This window comes from Mesorhizobium sp. WSM1386 (assembly GCF_055901595.1).
Genome location: NZ_CM148373.1, coordinates 4,092,773 through 4,106,350, shown reverse-complemented (window position 1 = coordinate 4,106,350; position 13,578 = coordinate 4,092,773). Strand labels below are relative to the sequence as shown.

Annotated in this window: 13 protein-coding genes and 1 pseudogene; 5 read left to right on the top strand and 9 right to left on the bottom strand. The window is 60.9% G+C overall.

What is annotated here, in order from left to right; all coding sequences use genetic code 11:
• Positions 1-18 precede the first annotated feature (18 nt).
• The 3 genes from AC0NIH_RS20045 (at position 19) to AC0NIH_RS20035 (ending at position 1,026) form a co-directional block, all read left to right on the top strand.
• Positions 19-255 carry a DUF6894 family protein gene (locus AC0NIH_RS20045; protein WP_023780041.1) on the top strand — a complete coding sequence of 79 codons (237 nt, stop codon included), beginning with the start codon at positions 19-21 and terminating at the stop codon, positions 253-255.
• A gap of 297 nt (positions 256-552) precedes the next feature.
• A complete protein-coding gene (locus tag AC0NIH_RS20040) occupies positions 553-729 on the top strand; it encodes a hypothetical protein (protein ID WP_023767901.1) in 177 nt (58 codons plus the stop codon).
• A gap of 120 nt (positions 730-849) precedes the next feature.
• Entirely contained in the window at positions 850-1,026 is a 177-nt protein-coding gene (locus AC0NIH_RS20035; RefSeq protein WP_084555606.1) for a hypothetical protein, read from the top strand.
• A gap of 478 nt (positions 1,027-1,504) precedes the next feature.
• Here AC0NIH_RS20035 and AC0NIH_RS20030 read toward each other — a convergent pair whose 3' ends face one another.
• From AC0NIH_RS20030 to AC0NIH_RS20020, 3 genes are all read right to left on the bottom strand, one after another.
• Positions 1,505-1,918 carry a response regulator transcription factor gene (locus tag AC0NIH_RS20030; RefSeq protein ID WP_473467455.1) on the bottom strand — a complete coding sequence of 138 codons (414 nt, stop codon included), beginning with the start codon at positions 1,916-1,918 and terminating at the stop codon, positions 1,505-1,507.
• 264 nt (positions 1,919-2,182) lie between these two features.
• The gene (locus AC0NIH_RS20025) at positions 2,183-2,713 is read right to left on the bottom strand and encodes a DUF1003 domain-containing protein (RefSeq protein ID WP_473467453.1); all 531 of its coding nucleotides are present in this window, start codon (positions 2,711-2,713) and stop codon (positions 2,183-2,185) included.
• 39 nt (positions 2,714-2,752) lie between these two features.
• The gene (locus tag AC0NIH_RS20020) at positions 2,753-3,790 is read right to left on the bottom strand and encodes an alpha/beta fold hydrolase (RefSeq protein ID WP_473467451.1); all 1,038 of its coding nucleotides are present in this window, start codon (positions 3,788-3,790) and stop codon (positions 2,753-2,755) included.
• Between the two features lie 180 nt (positions 3,791-3,970).
• Between AC0NIH_RS20020 and xth the strand changes: the two genes are divergently transcribed.
• Positions 3,971-4,756: an exodeoxyribonuclease III gene (xth, locus tag AC0NIH_RS20015; RefSeq protein ID WP_473467449.1), complete on the top strand. Its 786-nt coding sequence runs from the start codon at positions 3,971-3,973 to the stop codon at positions 4,754-4,756.
• A 16-nt stretch (positions 4,757-4,772) separates the two neighbouring features.
• Here the strand turns inward: xth and AC0NIH_RS20010 are convergent, their stop codons facing one another.
• Complete coding sequence (locus AC0NIH_RS20010; RefSeq protein ID WP_473467447.1) at positions 4,773-5,189, bottom strand: hypothetical protein; 417 nt, start codon at positions 5,187-5,189, stop codon at positions 4,773-4,775.
• Positions 5,159-5,407, bottom strand: coding sequence for a hypothetical protein (locus AC0NIH_RS20005; RefSeq protein WP_023780033.1), 249 nt, complete (start codon positions 5,405-5,407; stop codon positions 5,159-5,161). Before AC0NIH_RS20005 ends, AC0NIH_RS20010 begins: the two co-directional genes overlap by 31 nt.
• A 276-nt stretch (positions 5,408-5,683) precedes the next feature.
• Here AC0NIH_RS20005 and AC0NIH_RS20000 point away from each other — a divergent pair, with 276 nt between their 5' ends.
• Positions 5,684-8,830, top strand: coding sequence for a GAF domain-containing protein (locus tag AC0NIH_RS20000; protein ID WP_473467542.1), 3,147 nt, complete (start codon positions 5,684-5,686; stop codon positions 8,828-8,830).
• A gap of 52 nt (positions 8,831-8,882) precedes the next feature.
• On the opposite strand, the pseudogene AC0NIH_RS19995 reads toward AC0NIH_RS20000, so the two are convergent.
• From AC0NIH_RS19995 to AC0NIH_RS19980, 4 genes and pseudogenes are all read right to left on the bottom strand, one after another.
• Positions 8,883-9,049, bottom strand: a pseudogene (locus tag AC0NIH_RS19995) (metallophosphoesterase); the annotation flags it as partial.
• 923 nt (positions 9,050-9,972) lie between these two features.
• Entirely contained in the window at positions 9,973-10,341 is a 369-nt protein-coding gene (locus AC0NIH_RS19990) for a hypothetical protein (protein ID WP_224690516.1), read from the bottom strand.
• Positions 10,338-12,095 (bottom strand): tetratricopeptide repeat protein, encoded by a 1,758-nt coding sequence (locus AC0NIH_RS19985; RefSeq protein WP_473469741.1) that lies wholly within the window; start codon positions 12,093-12,095, stop codon positions 10,338-10,340. The genes AC0NIH_RS19990 and AC0NIH_RS19985 overlap by 4 nt, the downstream gene beginning before the upstream one ends.
• A 47-nt stretch (positions 12,096-12,142) precedes the next feature.
• Positions 12,143-13,549: an HlyD family type I secretion periplasmic adaptor subunit gene (locus tag AC0NIH_RS19980; protein ID WP_287273589.1), complete on the bottom strand. Its 1,407-nt coding sequence runs from the start codon at positions 13,547-13,549 to the stop codon at positions 12,143-12,145.
• Positions 13,550-13,578: the final 29 nt, after the last annotated feature.

Here is a 13,578-nt window from a genome sequence, read left to right as displayed (position 1 = left end):
GGTGACGGAAGCTCTCCGATGGCACGATTTTACTTCGATAGCGGCGATCGTGATTTGTTTTTCGAGGATGAGATAGGTGTCGAGTGTGCTGGCCTCGATGAGGTGCGCCGCGCGGGATTCGAGGGCCTTATCGACCTCACGAGAGAGTCCCTGAAGAGCGTCGACGGGGAGCAATTGTTTGTCGAAGTGCGTAATGAGAATGGCGATAAGATTTTGCGGCTGAGCCTCTCACTTCAGGTCAAATTGATGAAATAGGTCTGGACGCTCCCATTCGCGCCAGGCCGGCCGGATTGGGACTGCATACATTTGTTGCGGGCCACATCTGCCCCAGGAATACGGCATCGGCGATCATCGATACGGGAAAGTGATGATCCGACCCGCCTCCAGGCAGCATCTTCATGCCGGTCGACCATCGGGGGGCCAATCAGCTGACCGCCTGAACCTGCGGCGTGACACGCGCCGGTTTCTCCACCCGCCGCGGTTTGTGATGCAAGACCGGGAACCATCAAAGAGCCGCCGAGTTCGACCCACGGACAAGCCCGGGTTCTCAACATGGAAGAAATCGGCAAGGCACAACAGAAGGCCATCGCCCGTCTCATACGTCAGTGGATTTCATCGGACGCCAGTCGCCGCCAGTTGCGCCAGTTGCTGGATCTGCCGACCGACGCCGACATACCCAGCGAGCATCGGTCATTGCTTGACGAGCTCGACCGAAAGCTCGAGCAGTGAGAGCGCCCTGCTTTCAGGAGGGCTCCCGAGAGGATTGATTGTGAGGGGCCAATTTTCTTTGAAGCCCTTGGAACCGCAATCCCACAGGCTGGTTCATGTTATCTGACCATGGACACCGCAATGAAACGAAAAGCAGACAAAGTGAGCCGGGTGGCGAAAGGACAGGAGCTTGAGGTCGAACATCTGGTCGAGGTCACCGACGTTGACCCGAAGCAGGCACGCACGCTACTGCGCCGACATGGCGCCGATTGGCCGAAACTCAAGGATCAGGCGGAAGCCCTGAAGAAGGAAGACTAGCAGTTACCTTCCCAGCGGTTGTCGAGAAAGCTGTTCGAGTTCGGTCTCGTCGGTTATCCCCGCTTGGTAGTAAGCCAGGATGCGCGATGCCCGCTGTTCTCTCTCGGTTTCAGTTTCGTTTTTGATATTGCTGCGTGCCAGGACGCGGCTCAGTATGGCAAGCTCTGACGGGGTGAATGCGTCTCTGTGCATTGGATCTCAACTCCGCGCCGCCCGCCCCGCGAGGGAGCCGAGGCGATCTGAAGCAGTGGGGTTCCTACCACCGACGCCGGACAATATGGGATTGTGCAACAAGGATTGTCCAGCGTGCGCCAACGCTGGACAGGAAAGAATGTTCCGTCGGTTTTCGCGGGATGATGAAGGCTCGGGCAGCCAGGAGCTTGCGGATGTTTTTGGGAATTGCGCCCAGGAACATGACGCGGGATACGGGATTCAAGACTTCGAGTTGCGGCATGTGAACCGAGCCGAGATCCGATACCTAGACGTGAGCTTCTGGACCTTGCTGGGCGTTTAAGAGTTGGGAGACGGCTGTTATGATCTGCGGCAGAAAGAAGGGTTTGGTGATCATTATGCTGTTGGGCACACCTTCCGCTCCCCAGTGTTCCGCGCTATCGCCACTAATATAGACAACCGGGATGGTCGAATTGGACCTTCGCAAATGCCGAGCGACCTCCCACCCCGATTGTCCCGGTCCCAAACGGATGTCCGTGAGGACGGCCCTGAACTTGGTTGGATCGGGATCGAAAGCCGCCAGCGCCTCGGCGGTATTCCGAGTGCCAACGACCTGGAAAACGGCCTCCTCCAAGGCTGACTCTAGGTCGAGCAGGATCATGGTCTCATCTTCGACGATCAGACAGCACCTTCGCTCAACCGGGATTTCCCAAGTCGCCACCGCTACTACGATTTCGGCATCAACGTGGTTCCATCCGACACGCTCCGGCCGGTTGGTTGCATTTGAACTCCGCGCTGCCGCGATTGCGTGACGTCATGAAGCCGACTTGGAGAACGGCGACCGGAATAAGCTGCTTCGACAGCCTCGAGGCCCAGATAACGGGCTAATCACAGGCCTGTAGCGAACTCTTGAACCGCGCGAGGTTCCTCCGCTGTAAGCCCTTGTGGGTCGGTCCGCGGCCGAGGCTTGCGATGATGCCTTTGATCAAGGTTCCTCCTGAGCTCCAGATGCTTGCTGGATTTGCGTCATCACCTTTCGGGGATCGACATTCTCGGCCAGTTGCGGCAGCTCTTTGTCCGCCGGTGTCGACACGTTCAGACGCGCCGTCAGGGCAGCCACCATCTCGATCAGCCGCGTGGTTTCTTGTTCGTTGAGAAGGCTGATCTGCAAATCCAGTTCCGCTCGGCGTTCGCTGGTTTCGGCCATTCTGTTCTGGTTGATCAGCACGAAAGTTGACAGGAAGATTGCCTCGACCGAGGCCACCATGGCCAAGATCACAAAAGTCGGGTCCCAAGCTGGGATGGCCGGTATCGCGCCAAGGTTCGCTAGGATCCAGGCGACAAGGATTGCGAGATGCAGATAGGCGAAAGCCATGCTTCCCGCGAAGCGCGAAATAGCGCCGGCAATCCGCACCTGAACGCCTTGGTGCTCCTCCTCTTTTCGCCTGTGCTCGACCAGGGCCTGGATGTTCTGGTGGAGCACCGACTGCATGTCGGCCGGACGTTGGTCGCTCATTTGGGGCCCCGTTTGAACAACGATTTCGTGCAAGCGGCGTCACTTGTCGCCCGCCTGGAACCCCTGCGAGGTCGAACCCGCCTTGCCGGCACGCGGCTTAAGTCGCGGCCGACGGGGTCCTTGGGACAACGCGTGCGATCCCGCAATCGCGTGCACCATGCCGACCACTGCCTGCGGTGCGCTCTGATGAACCATATGGCCCGTGCCGGGAATCACATCGAGGAAAGATCCCCCGATTTCGGCATGCAGGCGTCGTGCATCCCCTTCCGCATCGAACAACCGGTCTTCGGATCCCGCCAGAATTCCGGTCGGCACGGCAATGTCCTTATAGCTGGCCTTCCTCGACAGGGCCGCGGCTAGCATCAATGCCGACTCCGAGCAAATCGCCCGCAGTTGGGAAGGGCGGCTGGCGATGTCCTTGGCGAATGCGGAGAAGTCGCTGGCGATCACGCCGGGTTGAAAGATCTTCTCCATTGCCCACGGCCAGGTGAGCCTCACGAGCAGAGGCAGCAAGGTGTGGCGAAAGGCCGTGCCGATCACAGGCAATGCCGGCAGCGCGGCCAGTGCAAGATCCAACCGCGGTGGCGGATAGTAACAGCCGGAGACCAGCACAATGCCGGCCACCGATGGAGAATGCCTTCGCGCCGATTCGAGGGCGATCCAAGCTCCCCAGGAATGTCCGAGCACGAGATATTTCTCTATGCCCATCCGGCTGACGGCGGCATGTATGAGGTCGGCTTGGTCGCGAGCGGACCAGCGCCGGCCGCGCGGCCGTGGGGTTCGCCCGAAGCCGGGGCGGTCAAATGCGAATACCCGGTAGGTCTTTGCCAGCTCATCGAAGATGCCGCTCGACCTGAAATCGTCCGCCATGGACCCGTTGCCATGCAGGAGGAGCAGCGGCATGCCGGTTCCGGCTTCGATAACATGCAGGCGCAGACTAGCGATCTCAATCACCCGTCCGTGTGCGCGGCTGGCGATCGCACGTTTGGCGCGGACGGCGTTATATCCCGCCAATGCCGCCAATATGGCCACGAGCAGCCCGGCCGCGAGTTTCGATCCATCTCTGTCGAACGCCATGCTCGTGCCTGTTGGAAGCTGTGTGCGCGAGCCCAACCTTCGGGGTCACAGCTTGTTCCGTCAGACAAGGAGGACGCGGGAGCCGGCGAAACCTTCTTGGCGGCTGGCAGTTAATGCTGATTGGCAAGATGAACTCACCAAGCGGAGAGCACCATTGAATGGGGCACCTCAAAGCGTCAGATGATCCGGGTCGCGACCTTCAACGTGAACGGCGTCAACGGACGATTGCCGGTGCTGCTCAAATGGCTGGGCGAGACGCATTACGACATCGTGTGTCTTCAGGAATTAAAGACATCGGACGAGAAGTTTCCAGCCCAAGCCATCAGGAACGCCGGCTACGGAGCGATATGGCATGGTCAGAGGTCATACAATGGCGTAGCCATTCTCGCTCGAGGCAAGCAGCCGCATGAGCGTCGCCGCGGGTTGCCGGGTGACCTCGATGACATGCACAGCCGCTACATCGAAGCGGAGATCGACGGCCTTGTCGTCGGCTGTCTCTACTTGCCCAATGGCAATCCAGCGCCCGGTCCGAAGTTCGACTACAAGCTCCGCTGGTTCGAGCGGTTGATCGACTACGCACGGCTCCTGCTCAGGGACACGCCTGCCAGCGTGCTCTGCGGCGACTATAATGTCGTGCCGAAGCCGATCGATGCCGCGGTCCCGGCGAGATGGCTCGGCGACGCCGTCTACTTTCCGGAGAGCCGGCAAGCTTACGCCGACATGCTGGCTGAGGGCTGGATCGACGCAGTCAGGCTGATCCATCCCGAAAGGGGCGTCTATACCTACTGGAATTTCTCCTACCGGGGCGGTTTCGACCGCAGTTCCGGCCTTCGGATGGACCATCTGCTGGTAAGCCCCTCGCTTATGAACAGGCTGGGCGGCGCGGGCGTGGACGTTGCAGTGCGGGGATGGGAAAAGCCGAGCGATCACGCGCCAGCCTGGATCGATTTGGATTGGCCCGGCTGAATTGAAAATCCGAACTTCAGCCCGAGCGCATGACGCCAGGTTCTTCCATCTCCTCGGACTGCTCCGAATTCTCGGACCCGGCGATCAGATCTTGGAATCCAAGGGTGGCGACCAGATAACACGCTATGTCGTAAGCTTTCGCTACCCAACTTGTCGGGTCCGCGCCACCGACAATTCCGTCAAGCATGGCCTCCTTGGCAGCGAGCTTCGCCTGGCAGACAGCTTCATCTCGATCGGCCATGTCGGCAAAGATTGCAGCTTGGGGGGCCTTCGATGAAATTCGAAGCGAAATTTCGGCATCGATTCCTCCCATCAGCGGTGCCAGTGGATTGCTGACAAGTCGAGGGTCGACGCCAGCATCTCGAAAACGATGCAGCAGATGCGCCCGCCTGACCTCAAACGTCAGGCAGCGCTGCTGCCCTCCATTTTCCAATCCCCTTGCCAACGTGCTCGCACGGCAATTGTCAGCATGGCCGCTTCCGTCATCCCGGTCTGGAAAAGCCTGACCAGCTCTCTTGCGATGGAATGGGCCGCCGCACTGTCCGGCAGAATTGCAAATTCCTGGCACATCGCGTCGAAAACCGCGCGAAGGGTGTCCAGATCATTCGGGGAGAGAGCTTCGGTGTTCGTGCGAATAGGTCGGTCAAGCATCAAGCGTCTCCAAACGAGCAAGAGTACGATGGTCGCTCCCAAGCAGCGGAGCTCGTTGCATGCCCGCTGATCCGACGTTTATGCGGCGCGCCGCGCCGCGTGTCATTAACCTATGATGTACCGGCACAAGGGTCCGTGCCCGCAAGATCCCAATCTGCAAAGCGATATCGGCCCGTATTGCGTGTACTGTCGACCCGTCAGTCGGGAGCGTTCCATACTGTAACGGAACTCTTGGCCGTCGACCGCATTATCCAGTCCGGGCAAAACGGGGGCGATATGGGGGTCACTTCGCGCGATGATCGATCTGAACTGCAGCGCTTCGAGCTTCTGGCAGCGCTGGGCGATCGCATTCGCGAGATTGTTGATCCTGCCGATCTAGCCTACGCAGCCGCGGAACTGCTGGGTAACCATTTTGGCGTCAGCCGAGCCGGATACGGCACGATCGATCTCGATAATGAGACGATCACCATTGACAAGGATTGGAACGCGCCGGGCATCAAAAGCCTGGCTGGGACGCTGAATTTCAGGAACTACGGCTCGTATATCGAGGATTTGAAGCGAGGCGACACCGTTGTTTTCGAAAATGCGGAGACAGACCCGCGAACCAGCGACCATGCGGAGGCCCTAAAAGCCATCAGCGCTCAATCTCTCATCAACATGCCGATTACTGAGCATGGCGGTCTGGTGGCGCTGCTTTATCTGAACCACTCCGCGCCCCGACGCTGGGCCAAGGAGGAAGTGACCCTCATTTCGGAAGTCGCGGACCGGACGCGTACCGCGATAGCGAGACTTCGCGCCGAGAAGGCCTTGCGAGAGAACGCCGAGCGCCTCGCCTTTTTGGACCGCCTCGGCAGAGAGATTGCCCTCGCAGCCGACGCCGACGCTGTCATGGAGATCACCACACGGCTTCTCGGCGAACATCTTGGCGTCTCGATTTGCGCCTATGCCGACATGGAGCAGGACCAGGATCATTTCACAATCCGAGGCGACTGGAGCGCACCCGGCTCGCCCAGCATCAAAGGACATTACAGTCTTGCCGATTTCGGTCGCCTAGCTGTCAGCAAGCTCGGCGCCAACCGGCCGCTTATCATCAACAACAACCTTGAGGAAATTGCTCCCGAGGAAGCAAAGACCTTTCAGGATATCGGCATAACGGCAACCATCTGCATGCCTTTGGTCAAACAGGGCCGGCTGGCCGCCTTGATGGCCATCCATGACAAGCAGGCCCGCGTCTGGTCGCAGCGCGAACTGTCTTTGCTGACCGAGGTGACGGAACGGTCCTGGGCTCACATCGAGCGCGTTCGCTCGGAACAGGCGGCCCGGGCGAGCGAGGAGCGGCTGAGGCTTGCTACCGACGCGGCCGCTATTGGCATTTGGGATTACGATCCCATAACCGGGGTGCTGCGTTGGGACGCCCGGTGCAAAGCCCTTTTTGGCCTGCCGCCGGACGCGGAGGTGACATATGAGAGCGCCTTTTTGGGGGGCCTCCATCCAGAAGATCGGGCACGGGCCGACGAGGCCGTGCGCCGGGCGTTGGCGCGGGACACGTCGTCGCGCTACGACATTGAATACCGGACCATCGGCTTGCGGGATGGCAAGGAGCGCTGGATTGCCGCAACCGGCGAATCGTTTTTCCGATCCGGCCGCGCGGTCCGCTTCATCGGCACCGTCATGGACATCACCGAGCGAAAGCGGGTGGAACATCAGCTTCAGTTGATGAATGCCACCGCTGCCGCCGTGGCGGCCGAGCTTGACGTGGAGCGGATTGTCCAGACAGTCACTGATGCCGGCGTAGCGCTGTCGGGCGCACAATTTGGAGCTTTCTTCTACAATGTAATCGACGACAAGGGCGACAGCTACATGCTCTACGCTCTGTCGGGGGCACCTCGTTCTGCCTTTGAGAACTTTCCCATGCCGCGCAACACCGCGGTGTTCGAGCCCACTTTCCGCGGTACTAGCGTTGTGCGCTCCGACGATATCCTCGCCGATCCGCGTTACGGAAAGAACTGGCCGTGCAAGGGCATGCCGGAGGGCCATCTGCCGGTGCGTTCCTATCTTGCCGTGCCGGTCGTCTCGCGTTCTGGCGAGGTGCTGGGTGGTCTCTTCTTTGGTCATTCAGAGACCGGCGTCTTCGCCGAACAGCAAGAGGCGGCCTTGCTGGGGCTTGCGGGCCATGCCGCGACGGCAATCGACAACTCCCGATTGTTCAAGGCGCTGCAGACACTCAACGCCACGCTCGAACAACGCGTCATAGACGAAGTCGCCGAACGCACCAAGACAGAAGAGCACCTGCGCCAGGCTCAGAAGATGGAAGCTGTCGGACAGCTCACCGGTGGCATCGCGCACGACTTCAACAACATGCTGGCCGTCATCATCGGCGGCCTGAACCTTGTGCAGCGCAAGCTCAGAAACGGCGACACCAACGTCCACCAATTCGTGACCGGCGCAGGAGCACAACGTGCGGCAGAACTTACCAAGCGACTGCTTGCTTTTTCCCGCCAGCAACCGCTGGCGCCGAAACGGCTGAACCCAAATCGCCTTGTCTCGGGCATGAGCGAATTGCTGAACCGGACGTTTGGCGAGACCATCCAGATCGAGACCGTGCTCGCTGCGGGATTATGGCATGTGGAGGTGGACGCAGGGCAATTGGAAAGCTCGCTGCTCAACCTTTGCGTCAATGCACGCGACGCCATGCCCACCGGTGGAAAGCTGATGATCGAGACGTCCAATGCCCACGTCGACGATCGCTACGCCAGGGAGAACGCAATCCCTTCGGGCCAGTATGTGATGATAGCGGTTACGGATACCGGAATCGGCATGACTGCCGATGTTTTGGCCAGAGCCTTCGATCCGTTCTTCACCACCAAAGGGGTCGGCAGGGGCACTGGGCTGGGGCTGAGCCAAGTCTATGGGTTCGTTCGTCAGTCGGGCGGCAGCGTAAAAATCTACTCCGAGAAGGGTATCGGAACTACTTTGAAAATTTATCTGCCGCGTTCGCATGGCGGCGTGCTCGACAGCCAAACCGAGGCCGTCGCGGGCGAGCACCCCGGACGTGCGGACGAGATCATCATGGTTGTCGAGGATGAAGATCGCGTCCGGCTGATGGCTGCGGAAGCGCTGCGGGAGCTGGGTTATTCCGTGTTTGAGATGCAAGGGCCACGGGACGCTCTGGCAGCCGTCGAAAGCGGGCAAGTGCCTTCGCTTCTGTTCACTGACGTGGTCATGCCGGAGATGTCGGGACGCGAGCTGGTGGACCAGCTCAAGAGGACGCACCCGTCGCTAAAAGTGCTTTACACCACCGGCTACACGCGAAACGCCATTGTCCACAACGGCACGCTCGATTTCGGAACGGAGCTTTTGACCAAGCCCTACACGATCGACGAATTGGCGGAGAAGATCCGGAAGGTGCTGGATAGAAAGTGAAAGGGCAACGGCCGCCGGTGCTCGCTCACCAACCCTCTCCGCTTCAGCCGCGTCACCGAAGCCCGCGCTTGCCGCGCAAGGTGTGCAGCGAAACGGGCCGGAAGTCCCAGCAGTCGACACCAACATCATATTGGCGCGTCAGCGGCTTCAATTTGCCGTGCGAATGTCCGTGCAGATCTATCGACTTCGTGCCTATCCGTTCCACGTCCGGAACGGATAGGTCGATATTTGTGTTGAGCCTATCGCGTCCCTGCCCGAAATAGCAGTGCGAAACGATACGCCTTTGGCGGGACGGGTTGGCAGAGCGCACGAGAAAGTGCTTCCGCGGTGCGCTGATCAAGTTCAAGCATGACATTGTCGTAAGTGTCCGAGAGGCCGCAACTGGGGCAAGCTAACAGGTCGGACCCTTGAGACCCAGTGACACCAGTAAGGGGCACTTTGCATCGATTGCAGCCAACCTTAGGATCACTTTCGATCATGTAGGGAGTATCCCGCTTGTCTTTCAGAACAAGCAATTGCGGTGCCAAACGCGGTTGATCCGTTTCGGGACATCCTTACAGCGGCCTCGCCGTGTCCTACACGATCATTGAGACCACGCCTTCGATATGCCTGCATGGTCGATCAACTGGAAGGTGGCAGCCTCCACGGCATGATCTGGCTGAACTGGATACGGCTATCCGGCGCGATGATACCCACGGTCGCGACGCTCACGTGGCTTTGATACACAAACGGCTTAGCCATTGCGGGTGTGCCTCGAGGAGCGTGCGGGCACATCGGTAACCGGCTGGTCTATTCCAATCATCCTCAATGAGCTGGATAGCGGCCATTCAGCGCGCCAGGTGGCGCGATGCTCTTCTATCTCTGCTGAGCAAGCTTACGAGCGCACCAGTGTCATCATCCCCAGTCTCAGCCAACGTCTTCGGAGACGCCAAGTGGGCCACGTCGCAGCTCGACCGTGCGACCCATTGCGTCGGGGACGCCGAGCTACAGGCCCAAAACGCAAGCCAGTTGCAGCCTCTCGTGGCTGATATCGTCGGGCGAGGGTTGCGGCCGGCGGGAACGAGGACGATGGCCTCCTTACCATTGTGGAACTCGCGCCGGATCTTACGAGAAACGTCGGGAGGATCTGTAGCAGCCCACAATCAGCGACGGCGGTTGCGTTTTCCTACGGGCAGATCGTGACTTTGCCCCGGCCCGGCTGGGATTTCACGCCAGAACTTCGGTTGCTCGTTCGGGCTTGACTGCGCCCAGCGCGGCTTGCCGGGGCCATCCGACCACCAGTCGATATGAATATCCGAAAAGATGCGCGCATGGGGGCAAAGCACGAGAATCCTGGTTCCGTCCTTGGGCGCAGATGAAATATCTTCCCATCTTTCATCCCGCGCCCGTGCAGCCGCGATGACCTTCTTCGCGAAGAGCTCGTAGGACTCGATCGAAGACGGCAATTCACATGCGACCAGGAACTCTTGCGTAAGTGCCCGCGCCAACGTTGCATCAGCCTCATCTATCATCTGTTAGCTCCTTGAGGTGAAAAGCGGTCATGCGCTATGGGCAGTTCGTTGGCGACTTCCTGGATACCGTGCGCAGCAGCGCGCTCAAGCCGAAGGCGACCGGCCACTAGGTTGTGCTCCCCGGCGAGACTGTTGGAGAGATACCGCCCGAGCATGAGTTGAGCTTGACCATGCCCACGCTCAGCGGCGGCGGAGAACCATTTCTGAGCCGCCGTCTGGTCGACCGGCAGGCCCTGGCCGGACGCGTACAGCGCGCCAAGCGCAAACATGGCCCCTGCGTGACCGTCGTCGGCCGCCCGCTCGAACAGCTGCATCGCGGTCTCTGGCGAGCGTGAGCCCCCGCGCCCATTGAGCAGCATCTCGGCAAGCGCTACCTGCGCGTCGAGCACGCCGGCACTGGCCGCCCGCGTAAACAAGACGCGTGCCCGCGGTTGGTCGGCCGCCACCCCGCGCCCGTCCTGAAGGAGGCGGGCGTACATATATTGCGCCTCGGGTACGCCTTCGGCCGCGCGCCTCAACCATTGCGCCGCTTGCCCCTCGTCCTGGCGGACGCCGATGCCCTTGGCGAAGCAGAGCCCAAGATTGAATGCCGCGACCAGATCGCCCGATGTTGCGGCCGCCTCGAACCATCCGGCAACGCTTGCACGGTCGCCAGGCTCGCCGCCACCTCCGAGGATGAGATTGGCGAGGTCGATCTGTGCTTCCTGATTGCCGCCATCTGCGGACGCCCGCAGCAAGCGTGCCCCCTCTTCGACGTCCTGTGCCACGCCGTTCCCCGTCAGGTAGAGAGACGCCAAAGCGCGGGCAGCGGGCTGGTGACCCGCTTCGGCCGCCCGTCGATACCAGGTTGCAGCCTCCGCATAATCCGGCTGCTGCGTTTTCGCATAACGGTCGCCAAGGAGGGAGGCCGCCTCGATGTTGCCGGCCAAGGCGGCACGCCGCATCCAGACCTCTCCGGCAGCGGGATCATGGTCGACGAGCCCACCCTCGATCAGTGCTAGGCCCAACCGGAACTGGGCGGAGGGAAGGCCCTTCTCTGCGGCAGCCTGGTACAATTGAGCGGCTGCAGTGATGTCGCGTACCACGCCGAGCCCGTGCTCGGTGAGGACCGCGAGAAGATAGGTTGCGGTCGGGAGGCCGGCGTCCGCCGCGCGTCTTACCTCGTCCGCAATCCTGATCCGGTCTTCACGTTTGCCACGCCGGGCCAGCGATAGGGCAAGGCCCAGACACCCTTCGGCGCAGCCGGCCAAAGCCGACTTCTCGTACCAGTGGTGCGCCGCATCAGCATCGCGCTTCGGTTTGGGGCCGCTGGTCAGGATATAACCAAGGATCGCCTGTCCTGTTGCCGAGCCCGCCTCGGCCGCTTTGGTGGCAAGGTCGAGCGCTGCCGCGAAGTCCGGCTTGCCCGAGAAATCTCGTTCGAACAAGCGCTCCGATCCAGGGGCTTTGCCATCGGCTTCCGCCGGCGCTAGCCCGGCCACGTAGAGTGCGGCGAGCAGCGCCTGCGCTTCGGCGCTCTCGTGGTTGGCCGCCCGCCGCAGCCAGCGCGCGCCCTCCATGCGGCTCGGCGGCACGCCCGAACCTTCGAGATAGCAACGCGCGACCCGAAACTCGGCGTCGGCGATCCCAGCACGCGCGGCGATCGCCATGAGCGGAAAGGCTTCAGCGGGCTTGCCGCTGTCACAGAGTTGGATCGCCCGGCGCAAGGCAGCTCTCGGGTTGGCGAGACCAGTCAGCCGATCCAGAATTGTCATCGATCCAAGTCCTAGATTACTCCGTTTGCCGCCTCTTGCGCCGAGCTTTAAGGCTCCCGCATTGCCTCCTGGCCGATTGGCAGCATGACGCCAAGAATGTATTTGAGCACCGTGCGCCGGCCGACCTTGACGTCGGCAGTCACGGGCATGCCGGGGCTGACGGTGAAACCGGCTGGTACGCCGTGGAGGGCCACCTGGTCGATGGAGATGCGCGTGCGATAGAACGGCTCGGCGTCCGAAGGCAGCATGGCTAGGGAACTGTTTGGATCGCGCACTTGCTCCTGCGCCGAAAAGGCATCGGGGCTCAGCGTGCGTACGGTGCCGTGGGCGAGGCCGTATTGCGAATAGGGGAAGGTGTCGAACTTGATCACCACTTGGTCGCCGACATGGACGAAGCCGCTGCTCCGGCCGATGATGTTCGTCTCGATCTCGAGCGACGCATTGGCCGGCACCAACGTGATCAAGCGCTCGCCTGACTGCAAGACCGAGCCGACCGAGACCTTCGCCACTGACTGGACGATGGCGTCTGCTTCGCTCTTCAGTTCGACCAGCTGCTTGCGCAGCTTTGCCTTATTGAGAAGTTCGCGAGCGTCGGATATCCGCGAACTGGCCTCCGACAGGCTCTGCGAGACATCCGCTCGCCAACCTTGGATATAGCCGTCGCGCTCGGCAGCCACCGCCGCCTGCTGGAGCTTTGCGGCTTCTGCTGTCTGCTCGGCATTGCCGAGCGCCCGGGACATTTCAGCGCGATTGTCCTCGGCGAGCAGTGTGTTGAGGCGACTGCCCACCTGCCTCGCTTCGAGCTGCTTGCGCATATCTTCAATCGAGGCCGCGACCGCGAGTCGCTGGCGGTAGCCCTCGGCGTCCGATTGCGAACGCGAGATTGCGGAACTGAGTTCGTCGTGCTGGCGGTCGAAATTCTCGATCTTGGCGTCGTAGACCGCCTTGCGACGCTCAAAGATCGATGCCTGCAAGGTCCAGCTTGGGTCGAGGCCGTCATAGTTAAAGGCCTTGCCATCCGCTTCCGCCCTCAACCGCGCCACTTCGGCTTCAAGCGTCGAAACCTGCATCGCAAGCGCCGCCAGGTCGGCCGAGGCGAAGGTGGCATCGAGGCGAGCAAGAACTTGACCGGCCAGCACGTGCTGTCCTTCGCGAACGTCGATCGAGCGCACGATCGCTGTCTCCAGCGGCTGGACGACGATGTTGGGCGACTTGGAGATTACGAGCCCTCTGGTCGTCACAACCTGATCGACTGGTATCAGTCCTGCCAGGGCGATCAGCGCGATGACCAAACTGAAAATAGCCCAGACGATGCCGCGCGCCGCCCGCGGAATGGGTGCGTTGGCCACAGCCGTCGACGGCCACTGGAATTCGAGTATGGCTGGGGTCGTCGGATCGTATGCTTGCGTGCGAGGCCAGCGAGCCGGGCGGGTGGTGAGCGAAGTGCTACTCATGGGCTACCAATCTCTGGCGAAGCGCGACA

Excerpts from the sequence above, each read along its gene's own strand:
- AC0NIH_RS20045 (WP_023780041.1), top strand. The coding sequence starts at position 19 with ATGGCACGATTTTACTTCGATAGCGGCGATCGTGATTTGTTTTTCGAG.
- AC0NIH_RS20040 (WP_023767901.1), top strand. The coding sequence starts at position 553 with ATGGAAGAAATCGGCAAGGCACAACAGAAGGCCATCGCCCGTCTCATA.
- AC0NIH_RS20035 (WP_084555606.1), top strand. The coding sequence starts at position 850 with ATGAAACGAAAAGCAGACAAAGTGAGCCGGGTGGCGAAAGGACAGGAG.
- AC0NIH_RS20025 (WP_473467453.1), bottom strand. The coding sequence starts at position 2,713 with ATGAGCGACCAACGTCCGGCCGACATGCAGTCGGTGCTCCACCAGAAC.
- AC0NIH_RS20020 (WP_473467451.1), bottom strand. The coding sequence starts at position 3,790 with ATGGCGTTCGACAGAGATGGATCGAAACTCGCGGCCGGGCTGCTCGTG.
- xth (WP_473467449.1), top strand. The coding sequence starts at position 3,971 with ATGATCCGGGTCGCGACCTTCAACGTGAACGGCGTCAACGGACGATTG.
- AC0NIH_RS20005 (WP_023780033.1), bottom strand. The coding sequence starts at position 5,407 with ATGCTTGACCGACCTATTCGCACGAACACCGAAGCTCTCTCCCCGAAT.
- AC0NIH_RS20000 (WP_473467542.1), top strand. The coding sequence starts at position 5,684 with ATGGGGGTCACTTCGCGCGATGATCGATCTGAACTGCAGCGCTTCGAG.
- AC0NIH_RS19990 (WP_224690516.1), bottom strand. The coding sequence starts at position 10,341 with ATGATAGATGAGGCTGATGCAACGTTGGCGCGGGCACTTACGCAAGAG.
- AC0NIH_RS19985 (WP_473469741.1), bottom strand. The coding sequence starts at position 12,095 with ATGACAATTCTGGATCGGCTGACTGGTCTCGCCAACCCGAGAGCTGCC.
- AC0NIH_RS19980 (WP_287273589.1), bottom strand. The coding sequence starts at position 13,549 with ATGAGTAGCACTTCGCTCACCACCCGCCCGGCTCGCTGGCCTCGCACG.